Genomic DNA, 16,126 nt, shown 5'->3' on the forward strand with positions numbered 1-16,126 from the left:
AAGGCTATTCATTAAATGAATAGCCTTCTCGAACTTTCTTTACTACGAACTAATCTAGATTAGTTAACCATTTCTCTCTTAATGCAACTGCTTCTTCGCTAGCATCTTCATCAAGTTCAAAAATATGCTCTTTGGTTTCTTGTTTACCTACTATACGGCTTGCAATTTCAACCTCTTCTTCACCTCGTTTTACAGTAAGTGAATATTCATAGCCTATTGGTTGCTGGCTTAAGGTGCCAATTACCATCCTTGCATTTTGAAGTGATACTTCTGTGCCATTGATTTTATATAGCACATCATTTTCAACTGCACCTAAAGTGGCTAATGAATCAGTTGGGTTGGTAATAACGATTTGACCATTCGGCACTGCTAAACCATAACCTAATGAAGGAACCAAATTCTTGGTAACGATCTTCTCAGTATAATTAATACCAAGCTTAGCATAATACTCCTTCATAGGTAAAGGATTGGCATTCTTAACATATTTATCAAAGAAATCAGCAATTTCAGGATAAGTCATCTCTACAAAAACCTCAAAGAATTTATCTTCTGGAAATGCCTGATCAGCACCATATTTTTCTGACAACTGATTAACAACTTCGCGTAAGCCTCTTTCTCCATTTGATAATTCAAGAAGTCTAATATCAAGTAAACCAGCTACCAAAGCACCTCTCATATAAATATTGCCATATTGCTTCTGACCTTCTTCAGTATAAGATGTTAAACTTAATTTACTTAAGCTATAAGCTGAATCATATCTGGCATTGATATAAAGCTTCTCCTGTAATCTGGAGAACATTTCATCAAGATCGATCATCCCGTATCTCAGCTGCATCAAATCAGAAGCCCATTCAGTTACACCCTCATATAACCATAAATGCTCCGATGGAGTAGGCTCAACAAAGTTGAACTGCTCTATAATTTCACTATGAATATTTAGAGGAGTTATGATGTGAAAAAACTCATGAGCCGCTGTAGAAGTAATACTGGCGGCAAAATCTGGTGTCCAAGGCTGCTCAGCATAAATATATTCTGAGCTGTAAGAGTGCTCCCATGCACCCCATGATTCGTCCTCAAAATGGAATAAGAATGTGTATCTGTCAACAGGAAAATTAACCACAAAAGCTCTTGCTGCATCAAGCATTTCTTCCATTGCATCTAACAAATCGCTAGAGGCAATCATATCGGTTTTTGAGTAGGTGTAAATATCAATTGCCGCTCCACCCAAATCTGTAGATGCCTTAGTCAAACGACCTAATAAAATAGGAGAATCAACAATGTGGTCATAGCTTTCAGCAACATAAGCACCTTCTTCATTAAGCTTAAGGGCTGTTCCAACTTCCCACTCGTCAGGATATTGTAGTTTAATGGTCATTGGTGCTGCCTGCATGCCTGAGAAGTAACCAAAAACTGTTTGCCCATTAATTAAAACATTATCGTCTTCAATAGAAGAACCACACATTTTATAAATTACATTCTCCTCAACCTCCGTATCCCAGGTTTCAGCAATGTTATAAGTAATCTTTTTTACTTTCTTTATCTTTTTGCTATCACTGATTTTATACTGATTGGTGCCTATCTGCTCTGTTGCAATTTCACGATCCTTCTTATCGAAAGCTTTAAAATCACTAACAAATCTTCCCATATCCATAATTTGGTAAGTGCCTGGAGCTGTAGCAGCAAACTGGAATATTTCATTTTCTTCAGAAAGCTTAGTTTCAAGCATTAGTGTTACCTTGAAAGTGTCTTCTGATCTGTCATTTAAATCGACTGTATAATGTAAGTCCTGGGCATAAGCCAATGAAGCTGCCACCACAAAACCAATTATTAACTTGAGTTTTCTCATCTTCAATTAATTTTAGTTCTGTACAAATATAAAGGCTTTATTGGCTCCACACGATACCACTTAAATAATTTAGCAAAGGCTTTACAGGAATTTTACTGGTCTGTTAGCAGATTCTTTCATATATCTACTAATTTTGGTTTATGGAAAAAATGAACTGGCTTCAACTACTCAACCCTAACAGACTAGGTCAACAATCACCAGCAAAGCAAAGTAACTCACGCTCGCTTTTCGAGCAAGATTATGACAGGATCATATTTTCACATCCATTTAGAAGGTTGCAAGATAAAACGCAGGTAGTTCCTTTACCTGAAGATGACTTTGTTCATACCAGACTTACGCACAGTTTAGAAGTAAGTAGCGTTGGCCGTTCATTAGGTAAAAGAGTGGGAGAAACAGTAATTGAAAAGTATCCTGAGTTAAAAGAAAATGGTTTTACACCAAGTGATTTCGGAGCCATAGTGGCAGCAGCTTCCCTAGCGCATGATATAGGCAATCCCCCTTTTGGCCATTCAGGTGAAGATGCCATTTCAGAATTTTTCCTCTACAACAAATTAGGCAATCAAATTAAGGATTCTGTAACGGAAGGTGAATGGGCTGATCTGATTTCATTCGAGGGTAATGCCCAAGGGTTTCGCTTATTTAACATGCCTAATAATAAAGGGATCCAACTTACCTACAGCACCCTTGCCGCATTCAGTAAGTATCCGCATGAGTCAAGCCTGAAGCATAGAATTGAAGGGCGAAAAAGTCAAAAGAAGTATGGTTTCTTTCAAAGCGAAGCCTATTATTTTGATGAATTAGCCAAAGCATTAGGACTCAATCAGCTTGCCCAAGATGAGAAAAGTTGGGTTAGACATCCTCTGGCATTTTTGGTAGAAGCGGCCGATGACATCTGCTATCATATTATTGATTTAGAAGATGGCTGCCGATTAGGTTGGGTTCCATTTGAGCAGGCACGTGACTTAATGGCTGCTATTTTAGGTGATGCCTACATGCCTGAAAAGCTTGAAAATACTAAGGATGAAAATGATAAAATATCTTATTTAAGAGCACTTGCTATTAATACGCTTATCACACAATGTGTTGATGTTTTTCTTGAAAATGAAGATGAAATATTAAAGGGAGAATTCGATAAGGCTTTGATGGATCTTGTTCCTTGTAAAAAGGTACTCAGGGAAATTATTGATGTTTCAATTGATAAAATTTACAGATCGAACTTAGTGTTGGAAACTGAAGCGGTTGGCCATACAGTACTGGAAGGTTTAATGCAAGCTTTTATTAAAGCTGCTATCGGTCAAAAAGGTGCTGAAGAAAGCAGCAAAAAGAATTTGACCGTTTTCAGGTTGCTCCCTAACACTTATCAAGAGCAAATAGTTGCCACTGGAAGCTACTATGAGATTTCACGAATTTGTATTGATTACATAAGTGGGATGACAGATAGGTTTGCTATCAACCTTTACAGAAAGCTTACTGGAATAACCTTGCCAGGCACTAAATAAACACTAGTCGATTAGCTTAGATGAAATTGAGAAGTTAACAGGATCTTTCATGATCATTTTTTGCGAACCTTCAATAACATAGCTTTGGATCAACTGCTTATCAGTGTTAAAGGCCAAAGTTAAATTACGTTCAGAAGTATAAAGGGCATTATCTTCATTGTATTTTGCTTCAAGCTTTTCAAGCTGATTATTAGCATTGAAATAAACATGTAAATACTCTATTCCTAAGCTTTCCTTTTTAGCCACGTAGTGCCAAATACGCTGATCTTCCCCACTTTCTTCGGTTGCTTCGTATCTGCCTTTCAGATTAGGTTTATTGATATCCGCTATCCTGAAAACTGCTAATTCATTACTCCAACCTAATGAATCAAAGCTTACCGTGTCAAGCTCATGTTCACCATCAATAGCAATTTTCTTTTCTACATTGATATCGCTTTTGGTCAACAGCTTTAACTGAGCATTAAGTAAGCTATCTACACTATAATAAGTGTTGATAGGTTGTTCTTTTAAATTATTTGAGCAGCCATAAACCATAAAGGCTGCAAGGATAATCAGAAAAAATCTTGACATTTATTAACTAATTAAAGATTCACAAGTCATTTCATCAGGCTGGCTAATTCCCATTAATTGAAGAATCGTAGGCGCTATATTTCCTAATTTACCATCTTTTATTGATCCACTAAAGTCTTTATCAACCATTATACATGGTACTAAGTTGGTTGTGTGAGCAGTATTTGGAGATCCATCTTCATTAATCATAAAATCAGAATTTCCGTGATCTGCTATTACAATAGTTGTATAATCGTTTTCAAGAGCAGCTTTAATTACATTTTCTGCACATTTATCAACTGTTTCACAGGCTTTTACTGCCGCCTCAAAAACACCAGTATGGCCTACCATATCTGGATTAGCAAAGTTTAAACAAACAAAATCAGGCCATTTATTTTGTAGCTCAGGAATAATTTTATCCTGAATATCCTTCGCGCTCATTTCAGGCTGCAAGTCGTAGGTTGCCACTTTAGGAGAAGGACACAACAATCTCTTTTCTCCATCAAACTCTTTCTCCTGTCCGCCTGAGAAGAAGAATGTTACATGAGGATATTTCTCAGTTTCAGCTATTCTAATTTGTTTCTTGCCATTAGCCTCTAGTACCTCACCAATGGTGTTTTTTAAATTGTCTTTTTCAAATAATACCTCGACTCCCTTAAAGGTATCATCATACTTTGTCATGGTTATATAGGTAAGATTTAGCGGCTTCATATCCTGCTCAGGAAACTCTTTTTGCGTTAAAGCCTGCGTAATTTCTCTTCCTCTATCTGTACGGAAGTTAAAACAAACAACTATATCGTCATCTGCTATTTTGGCAATAGGATTGCCTTCAGCATCAGTATGAATTATTGGCTTGATAAACTCATCGGTTACTCCTTCAGAATAAGACTGCTGAATGGCCTCTTGTAAGTTTTGAGTTAGTTTACCTTTTCCCTTTACAAGTGCATCGTAAGCGAGCTTTACTCTTTCCCATCTGTTGTCTCGATCCATTGCATAATAACGACCTGTAATTGAGGCAATTTTTCCTGTAGTAGCATCACAATGACTTTGTAAATCTTTAAGATAATTTATTCCACCATTTGGGTCGGTATCTCTTCCATCAGTAAAGGCATGAATGTAAACATCCTTCAAACCTTCATCATTAGCTGCAGAGATGAGTCCCTTTAGATGGTTGATGTGAGAATGAACACCACCATCGGATACTAAACCAATAAAATGAAGTTTCTTATTTTCTTTCTTAGCTTTTTCAAAAGCTCCTTGCAGTACATCATTTTCTTTAATTGAGCCATCTTCAATTGCCAAATTAATTTTAACTAAATCCTGATAAACAACCCTACCAGCTCCTAAATTCATATGACCTACTTCGGAATTACCCATTTGACCATCTGGCAGTCCCACAGCCATCCCGGAAGCTTCTAACTTGCTATGCTTGTATTTTGTGTAGAGGCTATCAATAAATGGTGTGTTTGCCTTATCAATTGCTGAAACTTCTTTATTGGTAGCCAAGCCCCAGCCATCTAATATCATTAAGATTACTTTCTTTTGCATGTTAAGTTGAAGTCTTTGTTTTAAATTAAAACGCTGCTGTTAGTAGTAAATCAAGTTATCGTAAAGATGTTACAGATAAGTAGTAAAGATAATAATTAATGTTGGCTTTGTAAGTAACTGCTCTTTATGTTAATTTGATTACTGAAACAGTTTACTTTTTGTAAATGGCATAGTTTTAGCAGCTTATTGCCAATATCTCTATACTATGAAAAAAACATTAAAGAGGGTAATATTTACTTTAGGACTTCTTTTTACTATATCCCTAGGATTTTCGCAAGATGATGCCCTTTTCAAAAACGTGCGTTCTGCACTAAAGGTGGGTAGTTCGAGGGAATTGGCTAAATATTTTAATGAAACCATCGAGTTAAACATCAATGGCGAATCTGCTAATTACTCCAGTGTTCATGCTGAAATTTACCTAAAGGACTTCTTTAAGAAATATGAACCAGTGGATTTCGAATATGCGCATCAGGGAAGTTCCAGCGAGGGACAGAAATATGCAATAGGCAATTATTCATTTTCAGGAGGCTCCTTTAGAGTCCTCATCAGAGCTAAATCCTTTAATGGTACATACAGAATTTATATTGTTGACTTTTTGAAGGAATAAAAAAAGGAACTCTAAAAATAGAGTTCCTTTTTTTGACTGGGGCATGTTAATAAAGTTTGGACAGATTTGTTAATAAAGTCTGGACAAAACCGTCTTCGATATGTTAATAAAGTTTGGACAAAGGAATAAGTCAAAATTATAATAAACACTAATTTTTTTTGAATATTTTATTTATATGAGTTGAGGCTTAATAATATTATTCCATAATCCCATGATATATTGCTCTCATTCATAATGCTTTTAGGGATTAGCTTCGCCATATAACTCCTTAAATGATAAATTGAACTTTACTGGATTTATATAAAGATTTAACAGCGTTATAATTCTAGGCTTTTTTACAAAACTTTTTCTGGCATCACCCACATAATATATTGACTGAATGGAAAGATGGTTAAGAGGATGAAATTATAAATGAGATTATATTAAAACTTCACAAAAGAAAATAAGAAACAACAAAAATCGGATTAACCCTTCCTTATTTTCAGGAATGAAATTATTTCATTTATATCATGACCTTCAATTATTACGGTCGATTTTCCTTTTTCAGTTACAGTAAAATGAGATTGTTTTACAAAGGAAGTAGGCGTTAAATCATATTGATCAGAATAAATAGTGTATTCCCCTTTAAAGGTTTTATGAAATAAATATAAATCTCTTATTTCATTTTCAACGTTCACTAAACGATCTTCTGGAAGATTAAGTCTTTTCAATTGTCCTAAAGCTATGTTTTGAATATCAGACTCTTCCATTAACTCAAAAGGAGATATTTTTTCTTCAAATAGCTTTCTTTGCATGTCTAGTGAGTTTCTCACCATTGAAAGGTTCTCAGTATGAAAGTCTTGTTCTTGAAACTGTTCTAATATGACATTTATTTTATTCTTATCTATTGTACTTACAGGTGCCTTTTTGAGCCAATTTTCAGCTAATATGTATAATTCATTAATGTATACTATCGATCTATAAGCCATTGGAGCATGACTGTTTCCTATAAAATAATTATAACAGGATATTAAATCATTAATGGCATGATTAATTATCTCCTCGGCGCCCTTCTTATTATCCCAATTTATACGAGCATTGAAATAGGAATAACATGTTCCAAAATAATGCTTAGCTCTAAAGAATTTTAACAAGATGATTGCATAACTGTTGTCCCTGACTGTATCTCTATTAGCTATGAACTCAATCAATTTTATAATTCTTCCATTGGTGTTGGTTAATTCCTTATTTAATTTACTCCTAAGATCAAATGGGAGTTTAATCCCGGTTTCTTCACCTATTTTAGCATCTACTAAAGCCTCCATCAATTTCCTGGTGTATAAAGTACTTAATATTTCCGTTAGATATAGCAATTTAATATAATCTGCTATGAGTAAATTTTTAGAAAGTACTTTGTCAATTTGATCGTTTATTTCAACAAGTAAATCATCACTAAATACTGGAGAGCCTACTGCCTCAATCACCTTGATTGACAGTAAATTTATTTCTATAATATCCTTTATGGAACTTAAGCTCGCTTCACTTCTAAAGCTTTCCAAAACGCCTTTTAGTTCTTTTAATGAATATTTGCCCTCAAAGAATTTACACTTATAGTATTGAAGGTTATAAATATCTTTTTCTTCATCGGAAAGGGTTGTCTTATCCTTTTCTGCGTAATGGAAAAAATAGTTGGCTTCTATTATTTCGCCTAGTTCAACATAAGTTATTGCCGCAACAAAGGAAACTCTAGGTTTCTTTAGGTCTTTTTTCTCAAGATTCTCCAGATGATATTTAAGGATATTAATTTCACCCTTCTTAAACAGATCAAGACCAGTGTTCTCAATAATGCTAAGTGAATCTGCATTTGAAGATTCCATCCTAAAGAGTTTGTCTATGTTTTTATAACCGTCTTTTGCAAATAATAAACTTTGGTTAGTCCATAATTTTAATTGTCTAGAATGTATTGCTTTTATTGTTTTATCGTCTAAAATATTTTCCTTAGATATTTTAATCGTAACGGTTTTTTGTTCCTCCCAGGGTTTCTCATTTTCGATTCTTAATCGTTTTATTATTTCGAGAGCATAATCAAAATATAAAGTTTCTTCTTTTACGTCATAAAGAATAATCATTCCACTACCACAGGACCCTTCTATGAGCACTTGTAGACGATTAGTCTTAAACTGAAGAATTTTGCAATTATTACGCTCCTTAAAGGATTTGGAGCTTTTTATTTGAACTGGAAAAACAAATCCGGTTGCTTCATAATTCTTTATTATTTGAACTTGACAGTCTATCCCATAGTCATTTTTATCATCGGTATGGTGTGCAATAAAACTGTTTTCTAAACTAAAAAATGAGTTAAAAGCGTTTATAGACTTTTGGGAATACACCGCATTCAAATCAACTTTTCCTCTATCTTTTAGTGCCATAATAAAAACCTAATGCTATTCGATTGTCCACAAGGATGCTGCTATTTCTGCAAGTTGTTTCCCGCGATTTTCAATAGTTTCAAATTTAAAGTCTTGATATGAAGATATCTCCTTTGTCAATTCTATGTTAGAATTGGAATAAGGAACCTTCTTCTTTTCAAAGGGATTGTTTGAGGCAATAATATTCAGTCCTCCGGCAATCAATGTCATATTGCCAATCTTATTTACATAGTCACTATGCTTGGCTAAAGACTTTTCTCCTAAATACTCCTCCCAATTTCCAAACTCTGTTTTAGATTTTTTTGTTGAGATGTTCTGTGGTATGATATGTTCTAGTTGAACATCTCTACCAGAGTTAATGGTCACCTCACCTGTCTGACCGGTTTTTTTATAATTGATCTCTCTAAGGATATATTTTGCTCTGTCCCTCAAGCTATTTTTAAATTCGTGCTTAGGAAAATTGTTCTCAAATTCATCATCATTAGGCAAATACCTTAAAAACTCAGTTTTTAAGGTTTCTATAAAGTTACTATCATCTTTAATCCTTAATATTCTAGCAAAAATTATATCATTCTCACTTGTTCTTCTTCTACAGATATGTCTTCTTAACATTAATATGAGAATCAAATTTAGCACTAAGAGTTTTTCTTGAATAGGTTTATCTGTTTGTAAAAAGCGCATCAGAAAAATGTAGGTTGGAAAGGATTTAATGTCACGCAAATCCTTGAGCTTACTATTTAATTTATCCTCGGAAAATGACAGGTTCCAAACCCCAGCATATGTTTTTGCACAGTTTAAAATTTCTTTTAGATATATTGTAATATCAACCCTGGAATCATTCGACAGCTCTTTGGATTTGATATTGTCATCTAAGTCAACATCTTCATCATCATCATCCGTAATTTCTTCATTCGAATAGTAATCAGCATAATAGGCGTATTCTCCAATAAGCTCAACTTTATCTACTTTTGACAGATAATCTTTTTTAAAATATTCTATTAGTCTAGACTGAGTTATTCTAGTTGTATATACTCCGCATATATACTGCCTAAAGAAATCATCAGTCGGAATACCGTCTAGTGTCGTTATAATGTTGCTCCAAATTTCTTTTACATCATTAAGTTTGTGATCACTAATTTTCGCCGCGTGGCCTAAAATAAAGTTTTTAAGAATATCAGTAGCAGATAGTTTGAGCCCCCGATTATTAATTGTTTCAAATAACTTGTAGGCATCTCGTGCTTGCTGAACATCAAGCCTAATAATTTTTGCCGTGTGTACTAATTTATTATAAAAATCTTCTAGCCAACTTTCACCTTCCTCTTCAAGTCTTTCATTTATAAAAACATCAAAATTATTATATGCATTTAGAAGATTATGATTTTTTACTTCATCTAGTTCATCCCTTAGTAAATTTTTGAAGTCCTTATTATCTAATTCACCAAGAATAAGTTTTGGTATTGAGGAATCATTACCACAATAAATCAAGTTTTGAATTTGATTGGATATATGTGGTTTGTTAATATGTGAAAATTGTTTTCTAAGGGCATTAAGCAATAAAGTTATTGTCGTGATTCTTTGTTGTCCGTCTACAACATCAATGGTATTGATTCCACCATGATGTAGTCCAGTATGTAGAATAAGCATTCCAAATAAATGACTATCATTGTTCTGGAGCATATCAATATCTTCGAATAGAGCCCATGTTTGATTGTAACCCCAAGCATACCTTCTTTGGTATGAAGGGATTATAAGTTGTTCGGTTGGATTGTGAAGTAATCCATGGATTGATAGACTTTGGGGAAGAATATTCATTTTTTTGTTTATTTTGGTTGAAATTATTAATCGGTTTAACCGACTATTTAAGTTATATAAATTAAAGTAATTATTCTTAAAAGATTCTAAATAATACTATTCAACCATTGACTCTATTAATATTCTATGAAGATTCTCGAAAAATTCTACAATTCTGTATTGTCATATGATACCTACCTCCATTTAACAACTATGTATATTGTTTGCTACTCTAGGTTTGAATATGCCCTTAAGATGTCAGGGTTTAGGAAAAAAGGGAACTATAAGATCGCAATGGCAGATATTGATGGGTTTTTTCATTCATTACAATCAATTGATTTAGATGGAGAGGAGATAAAAAAGTCGGTAAAATATATTTTAGAAAACCCTCCAATGGAGTTGCAAATAATAAGAGGCGAACTAGAATTTAGACCTATAACTCTTTACCCAGATAACCCTCTAGAGTCCATTAAAGATAGTATGAGAACGATACGAAATAATTTCTTTCACGGCAATAAACAAATTGCAGGAAATAGTTTTAAAAGAAATGCTGAGCTTATAACTCATTCACTAAAGATTTTAGATAGGTTCGTCGAGGAGAATTCTAGCGTAAGGCAACATTATTGACAGGAGCTTTGACCCTAGAATGAATTGATTTTATTATATCTCTCTTTCACTTAAGAATATGTTTATTAATCCGAAAGGATATGGCAGTATTGGACTACCACTTGATCTAATGAAATCTACATTCATCAATGAAAAGAATTTCTCCTCGTCGAATACGCCTGAAAGTACATCTATTCTTCTTAGCTTATGAGATTTAGACTGTTTGATATTCATGGCATGCTTAAGACCACTAAAGTATTCCATGTTCTCTTTGTCAAACCAAATACCTTGATGAAGTCCAAGGCCCTTTTTCTTTCCTGGAATATTATAAATCTTTTGAAGGGATGTACTCTTTTTGATATTGAGTATTTCATAAATCTGAGTCTTATGTTTTAAAAGATCTTCGAAGGAGAAACTTTCCCCTAGATTATTATCTAAATACTGGTTAAATTCTTCTTTTCCTTCAATCTTCCACTCATTGATATTACGATCTTCCTCTCTAATCAAAAAATCATTCGTTTTGTCTGGATATAAAAATTTCTTTTTAAGAGGACTAATCATAATTAGTGTATTAGTATTCGTATTTATTAGGAAAGCTCTGTCTTTAGGAATTGACTTGACATTAAAACCAACAAAATCGACATAGGCGCCGAGGAGAATATCTAACTCATCACTTTCCAATAAAGGTTGGATTTCAATTTCATCATTTTTAAACTCTAAAATGACGTTTTTATATATATATTTGAAAGACCTGGCTTTTTCAAGTAACGGCAAATATGATGTACTTCTACTTCCAAATAATATTTCTTTTAAAAAGAGCTGGGTTTTAATTATCTCTATTTTTGGGACAAGATCATCAGCTGTAATATTATAGTTAAAATAGTCTGAAGAGTCAGAATTATTTGAATTTACATTGAGTACATGACTGATCTTAAAGTCTTTTTTATACTCTGGATATTTGTCTTTTTTTCCTATGTTCTCTATGCCATCTTTGGTGTAATCCAATAGAATTAATTTGGAATTAGCTTTGGAGGTATTGGTAATTAATTTAGCTGGAAAATCTTCAGCTTTATTCATTCTTTTATCTAAAATTTCAAACTCAAGAGTTGATAAGTCGACATTATAATTTTGAGTGTTTTTTTTATTAAAAATACCGTTGTATTGATATGCTTCGATTCCTATTGAATTAAAATAGTCAAGCATATTCCGAATAAAACTCCATAAAGGTTTGCTTCTTGTTGACTCATAGTTTTGAAATGATCTAGGATCAATGAAATCAATATGACTTCTATTTTTGTTGTTGGAATATTTTTGAAAAACTAAAGCATTTTCGTGAATCAACTTTTTGGATCTCAATTGCTCTAGTTGGAAAAAATTTTTTCTGTCTCGAGGAATATATATCTCCTCTCTGTAATAAGCATCTTTTGCTCTTACTCTTCTAAAGGTAACGGCATGATCCTCTATTAAAATTACGTTCCCCTTTTTGTAATCATGGGTTATATCTAATTCTAATGCTTGTATAAAATCCTGAGATGAAGATTTAACCAAGATATATGGTCGATAACTACTTTTGAAAAAGTTATTATCAATCGAATCATAAGAATATTTATTAAATAATAACTTAATGCAATCTGGAAAATTTTCTTCTAGCGACTTCTCTTCTCCTTCTTTACCTGTATGATATACTAAGTTTTGATAGCTATTAAAGTAATAAGGCCCTTCTATATTCTTCTTAATCCAATTATGAGCATCTAAGTATTTATTAGGACCATTGAACTTTGGTACTTTTACAGCTTTGATAATTGAATTAAAGTTAGACTTATTTAAATCGAATTTAATGGATGTTTGAAATACAATCTCACTCATTTGTAAAAGCTGGTTTTAAGTTCATCAAGTTTCTTTGAAATTATGTCGCCTGTAATAGGATTAGTGATTCCTGGACAAATAAATATCTCGGCAACATTTAAATTGACCTTCTTACCGTTTAGACTGAATCCAGTTGTTTCATAGGAAAATATATTTTCGTCATAGGTATAATTAACGATATAATAACGAGCGCTTGGACATACTTTTCTGATTGTTTTAAGCTTCTCAATAGCACTGGTAAGCAGGTCTTTACCTGAAAAAAACAGTTCATTTAATGAACCTTCCCCATAAAGCTTAGCATCAATAAAATTATCTTCAATTCTAAAATCTGCTAATTCTACAAGCTGTCTATCTTTGATATGTTCAACCTCAAAGCCTTCCGAGTACATTATTGCTTTAACGGCTTCCTCACCTATAGCTCCACAAACAATTGCTTGAAAGAACAAAGGGTTCCAAATCTTCTGCTCTTCGTATTGACTTGTCCTAAGTTCAACCTCATAGCCGTGATTATAAAAATAGTTTTTAACTACCTTGTTTTTGACAATTAACTCAAAGGGATATTTATAATTTATTCTTAAACAATCTTCAGTTTGTTCTGGTAGAATCTCTTTACCCTTCTTAAAGATCAATCCGTCCTTTAGCAGCCTTGTTTTAATAATAGCATTATCTAGCTTTACTGGCTTTTGTATCAAGGCATCTTCTCTCAATTGAATCCATTCATGCCAAGGGTTCTCCTCGGCGCCTTTGTCATCCTCGGAACTATTTCTATATATGGCAAGTCTTTTTAATAGTAGACCGATTTCACGTTTTAAGGCTTCCGTACTATTACCAATATCTTCCGAGCTTAGTGCTTTTTTTATTTTTGAAACTGTAGAGTTTTTAGCTATAATATTATCAAGTTTCTCAAAGTAGTCTGACTTAAATGAAGCTCTTTCTCGTAGAGAAGTGTGGTTTTGATACTTTTCGTCTGTTAGGAATGTTGAATAAACATCTCTTACATCATCCCATAGAATTACTTCACAATGAGGGGTGTACTTCCATTGTCTATCCTGCCGTCCTAGTACTTGAATAATAAGAGAAGCCATGTATAGCGTATACTCATCTGATTTCAGATACATAGAGTTAAGTCTATTCAAGCCTTGATTGAGGTTAGAGAAGTAGGTTTTGTAATCAATTTCTTTATTGAAAAGCATTTTTACCAACAAGTAAAAATTCTCCTTTTTAATTGAGCGTTCTTTAAATCTATCCTTACTATTACGTTCAATAGCACTAAATCCAAAATAGTCTTTCTCTAAAATCGCAATAGCCTCAAAATCAGTTTTCTTATTTCCATTCCAGCAGACAGGGTTGATTCCATTTGAAGCGCTTGCAAATTGCGTCAAAACTATTGTAGCGTGGTTTCCATTATTAAATATTGCCTGATAGTCTTTATTTTTAGCAGACATGAGGTGAGAGGTACTTTTATCGAAAAAGAATAGATTTAGCGTTTTATCCTCAACATCAATTTCTTGATGAATTTTAAAATGCTTTACATTCCACCTACTATGAATTTCAGTATACCTGGCTGCATTCTCCTCGGCGAATAGGTTTTTTATTTGTGAAAAGGTTGAAGCATAAACTAAATGCGTCTTTGAAATTGAATCTTTAACTACATATTGAAAATATTTTAAGAATCTAAGTGTCCTATCAAATCTATTTTCAATTGCATTAATGCTATCATATCCACCTTCTGAATTTAAAAAACCATCATGTTTGATAATTTTCATCTCATTTTGGAGGGTATCTGTTTTGTTATTTAGAAGAGATTTAAATGTTATTTGTGTTTGACGCTCTTCAGCCTTTTCTAATATTTTTGATTTAATAACTGATTTGTAATCAGGACTCCAATCGATGAAATAATTCTGTTTCATCAGGGCAGCGACATCATAGTGATTCACATTCCTTGGTATCTGTATAGTAGCACTTACACCAAAAACAAGGTTTTTCCTTGATAACTGATCAATTATGTTTTCAGGAGTGGATATTAATTGAGAATGGTTGATTGACACTTTATTTGATACAAGGAGATCTGTGCTGTTCTGCTCTATAAAATTTAGAGTTCCAGTATAAAATCGATTTAGATCTGTATCTTTTCTGCTTTTTTGTACCCTAAAAAGGTAAGGTGTAGTTGATGAAAGAAAATGATAAATCCTGCCTGGCGTATCGTCATTATGAGAGCTCCAGATATCGTTAATAAGAAAATTATAATAATTCTCCCCTTCTCTATCCAGTATGACCCTAAAAGCACTTTGTATATTCGTTAATACTCTTATAAATATTCTAAAAAAGACATTAGAGTAAATACCATCTTTGTTTTCACTGAGCAAAAAATAATCCGTATCCTTCGGTTGTTCAATAAAGAAACCCTTTTTTAAGAATTCCTTATTTGAATGAAACGCTGCCTGCAAATTATTTTTAGTTTTTGCTTTTATGAAATAATGGCGTTTAGGAAATTCGATTTTGTTGAAATCAAGATCCTTTTTGAAGGTGTCATATACTTTCTTTAGCCTTTCTATTCCATGATCTGTCTTTTTGTGCCAATTCATAAAATCTTCTAAAAAAACTAAAAGATTGTTCAGCTCTCTTTCATTGGTTATATGCTTTAATACTGTTCTGAATGTATAATCAAATTCGTCAATTACAATTATATGGTCTTTAAGAGTCATTAATGAATGCAGACTCTTACCATCATAAGTACTTTTCAAAAGCTTTTGTATCGAGGCTACCAGAACCTTATCCTCTCCCTCAGTAAATCGGCTAAGAGGAAATAGGTAGTTTCGACCTTCGGTGTCCAGTTTCACATAATCTCTTATATATCTAAATATCCAATTAGCATCTTCCGATAAGATTGATGAGTCTTCTAGGATGTTAAGTTGCTTGATTCTGAGTACCTTATTTACTTTAGCGTTTAAACGTGGATGACCTTGAAAGTATCTTTCTTTACATTGTTCTAATATATTTGAGTTAATTAAATCAAATAAATGATCAGCTTCACTTTTTAAGTGAACAGCTTTTTCACTTACTTCCTCAAAAAACTGATTAGCTAACTTGTTAAAGTATGTCGTATAGATTAGCTTTTTGCTACCTAGTTTATCTACTATTTCAGTTATCGCTTTAGTTTTTCCCATTCCAGTTGGGGCTGGGACAAAAAACAATCCCTTATTATTTTTTTTTATAACGTCGCGGTAGATATCAGAAATTCTTTCCATGAAAACTATATTTAAGAAAGGGCGCCGAGGAGAATCCTTAAGTTATATTTGTCAGTCAACATCAATCTATTTTGACTAATAAATTAAACTATTAGTGGGTTCTGGAGATAAGCCTTTTGGTTGAAAATTTTATAAGACTGTTAAAATAAATGATCAAT

Annotated in this window: 10 protein-coding genes; 3 read left to right on the top strand and 7 right to left on the bottom strand. The window is 33.1% G+C overall.

Annotated features, from left to right (window positions below; all coding sequences use genetic code 11):
• Positions 1–49 precede the first annotated feature (49 nt).
• Positions 50–1,846 (bottom strand): M61 family metallopeptidase, encoded by a 1,797-nt coding sequence (locus JKP34_RS01430; RefSeq protein WP_201916959.1) that lies wholly within the window; start codon positions 1,844–1,846, stop codon positions 50–52.
• A 140-nt stretch (positions 1,847–1,986) separates the two neighbouring features.
• Between JKP34_RS01430 and JKP34_RS01435 the strand changes: the two genes are divergently transcribed.
• Positions 1,987–3,345, top strand: coding sequence for a deoxyguanosinetriphosphate triphosphohydrolase (locus JKP34_RS01435; protein WP_317193641.1), 1,359 nt, complete (start codon positions 1,987–1,989; stop codon positions 3,343–3,345).
• Positions 3,346–3,348: 3 nt separating this feature from the next.
• On the opposite strand, the gene JKP34_RS01440 is transcribed toward JKP34_RS01435, so the two are convergent.
• Both JKP34_RS01440 and gpmI read right to left on the bottom strand, forming a co-directional pair.
• On the bottom strand, positions 3,349–3,915 hold the full coding sequence (locus JKP34_RS01440) for a hypothetical protein (RefSeq protein WP_201916961.1): 567 nt from the start codon (positions 3,913–3,915) through the stop codon (positions 3,349–3,351).
• 3 nt (positions 3,916–3,918) lie between these two features.
• Positions 3,919–5,442, bottom strand: coding sequence for a 2,3-bisphosphoglycerate-independent phosphoglycerate mutase (gpmI, locus tag JKP34_RS01445; protein WP_201916963.1), 1,524 nt, complete (start codon positions 5,440–5,442; stop codon positions 3,919–3,921).
• A 205-nt stretch (positions 5,443–5,647) separates the two neighbouring features.
• Between gpmI and JKP34_RS01450 the strand changes: the two genes are divergently transcribed.
• Positions 5,648–6,049, top strand: a complete 402-nt coding sequence (locus JKP34_RS01450) for a DUF4783 domain-containing protein (protein ID WP_201916966.1) — start codon at positions 5,648–5,650, stop codon at positions 6,047–6,049.
• 464 nt (positions 6,050–6,513) lie between these two features.
• On the opposite strand, the gene JKP34_RS01455 is transcribed toward JKP34_RS01450, so the two are convergent.
• Entirely contained in the window at positions 6,514–8,457 is a 1,944-nt protein-coding gene (locus JKP34_RS01455) for a DUF4365 domain-containing protein (protein ID WP_201916967.1), read from the bottom strand.
• Between the two features lie 15 nt (positions 8,458–8,472).
• The gene (locus JKP34_RS01460; RefSeq protein ID WP_201916969.1) at positions 8,473–10,269 is read right to left on the bottom strand and encodes a DUF262 domain-containing protein; all 1,797 of its coding nucleotides are present in this window, start codon (positions 10,267–10,269) and stop codon (positions 8,473–8,475) included.
• A gap of 126 nt (positions 10,270–10,395) precedes the next feature.
• Between JKP34_RS01460 and JKP34_RS01465 the strand changes: the two genes are divergently transcribed.
• Positions 10,396–10,875, top strand: a complete 480-nt coding sequence (locus tag JKP34_RS01465; protein ID WP_201916971.1) for a hypothetical protein — start codon at positions 10,396–10,398, stop codon at positions 10,873–10,875.
• Positions 10,876–10,908: 33 nt separating this feature from the next.
• On the opposite strand, the gene JKP34_RS01470 is transcribed toward JKP34_RS01465, so the two are convergent.
• Both JKP34_RS01470 and JKP34_RS01475 read right to left on the bottom strand, forming a co-directional pair.
• Positions 10,909–12,720 carry a hypothetical protein gene (locus tag JKP34_RS01470; protein WP_201916973.1) on the bottom strand — a complete coding sequence of 604 codons (1,812 nt, stop codon included), beginning with the start codon at positions 12,718–12,720 and terminating at the stop codon, positions 10,909–10,911.
• On the bottom strand, positions 12,717–15,887 hold the full coding sequence (locus tag JKP34_RS01475; protein ID WP_201916975.1) for a hypothetical protein: 3,171 nt from the start codon (positions 15,885–15,887) through the stop codon (positions 12,717–12,719). The genes JKP34_RS01470 and JKP34_RS01475 overlap by 4 nt, the downstream gene beginning before the upstream one ends.
• Between the last annotated feature and the right edge of the window lie 239 nt (positions 15,888–16,126).

The sequence above is a fragment of the Marivirga atlantica genome (genome assembly GCF_016734805.1).
Taxonomy (GTDB): domain Bacteria; phylum Bacteroidota; class Bacteroidia; order Cytophagales; family Cyclobacteriaceae; genus Marivirga; species Marivirga atlantica.

Coding starts and splice junctions, on each gene's coding strand:
- JKP34_RS01450 (WP_201916966.1), top strand. CDS start 5,648: ATGAAAAAAACATTAAAGAGGGTAATATTTACTTTAGGACTTCTTTTT.
- JKP34_RS01475 (WP_201916975.1), bottom strand. CDS start 15,887: ATGGGAAAAACTAAAGCGATAACTGAAATAGTAGATAAACTAGGTAGC.
- gpmI (WP_201916963.1), bottom strand. CDS start 5,442: ATGCAAAAGAAAGTAATCTTAATGATATTAGATGGCTGGGGCTTGGCT.
- JKP34_RS01465 (WP_201916971.1), top strand. CDS start 10,396: ATGAAGATTCTCGAAAAATTCTACAATTCTGTATTGTCATATGATACC.
- JKP34_RS01435 (WP_317193641.1), top strand. CDS start 1,987: ATGGAAAAAATGAACTGGCTTCAACTACTCAACCCTAACAGACTAGGT.
- JKP34_RS01470 (WP_201916973.1), bottom strand. CDS start 12,720: ATGAGTGAGATTGTATTTCAAACATCCATTAAATTCGATTTAAATAAG.
- JKP34_RS01430 (WP_201916959.1), bottom strand. CDS start 1,846: ATGAGAAAACTCAAGTTAATAATTGGTTTTGTGGTGGCAGCTTCATTG.
- JKP34_RS01455 (WP_201916967.1), bottom strand. CDS start 8,457: ATGGCACTAAAAGATAGAGGAAAAGTTGATTTGAATGCGGTGTATTCC.
- JKP34_RS01440 (WP_201916961.1), bottom strand. CDS start 3,915: ATGTCAAGATTTTTTCTGATTATCCTTGCAGCCTTTATGGTTTATGGC.
- JKP34_RS01460 (WP_201916969.1), bottom strand. CDS start 10,269: ATGAATATTCTTCCCCAAAGTCTATCAATCCATGGATTACTTCACAAT.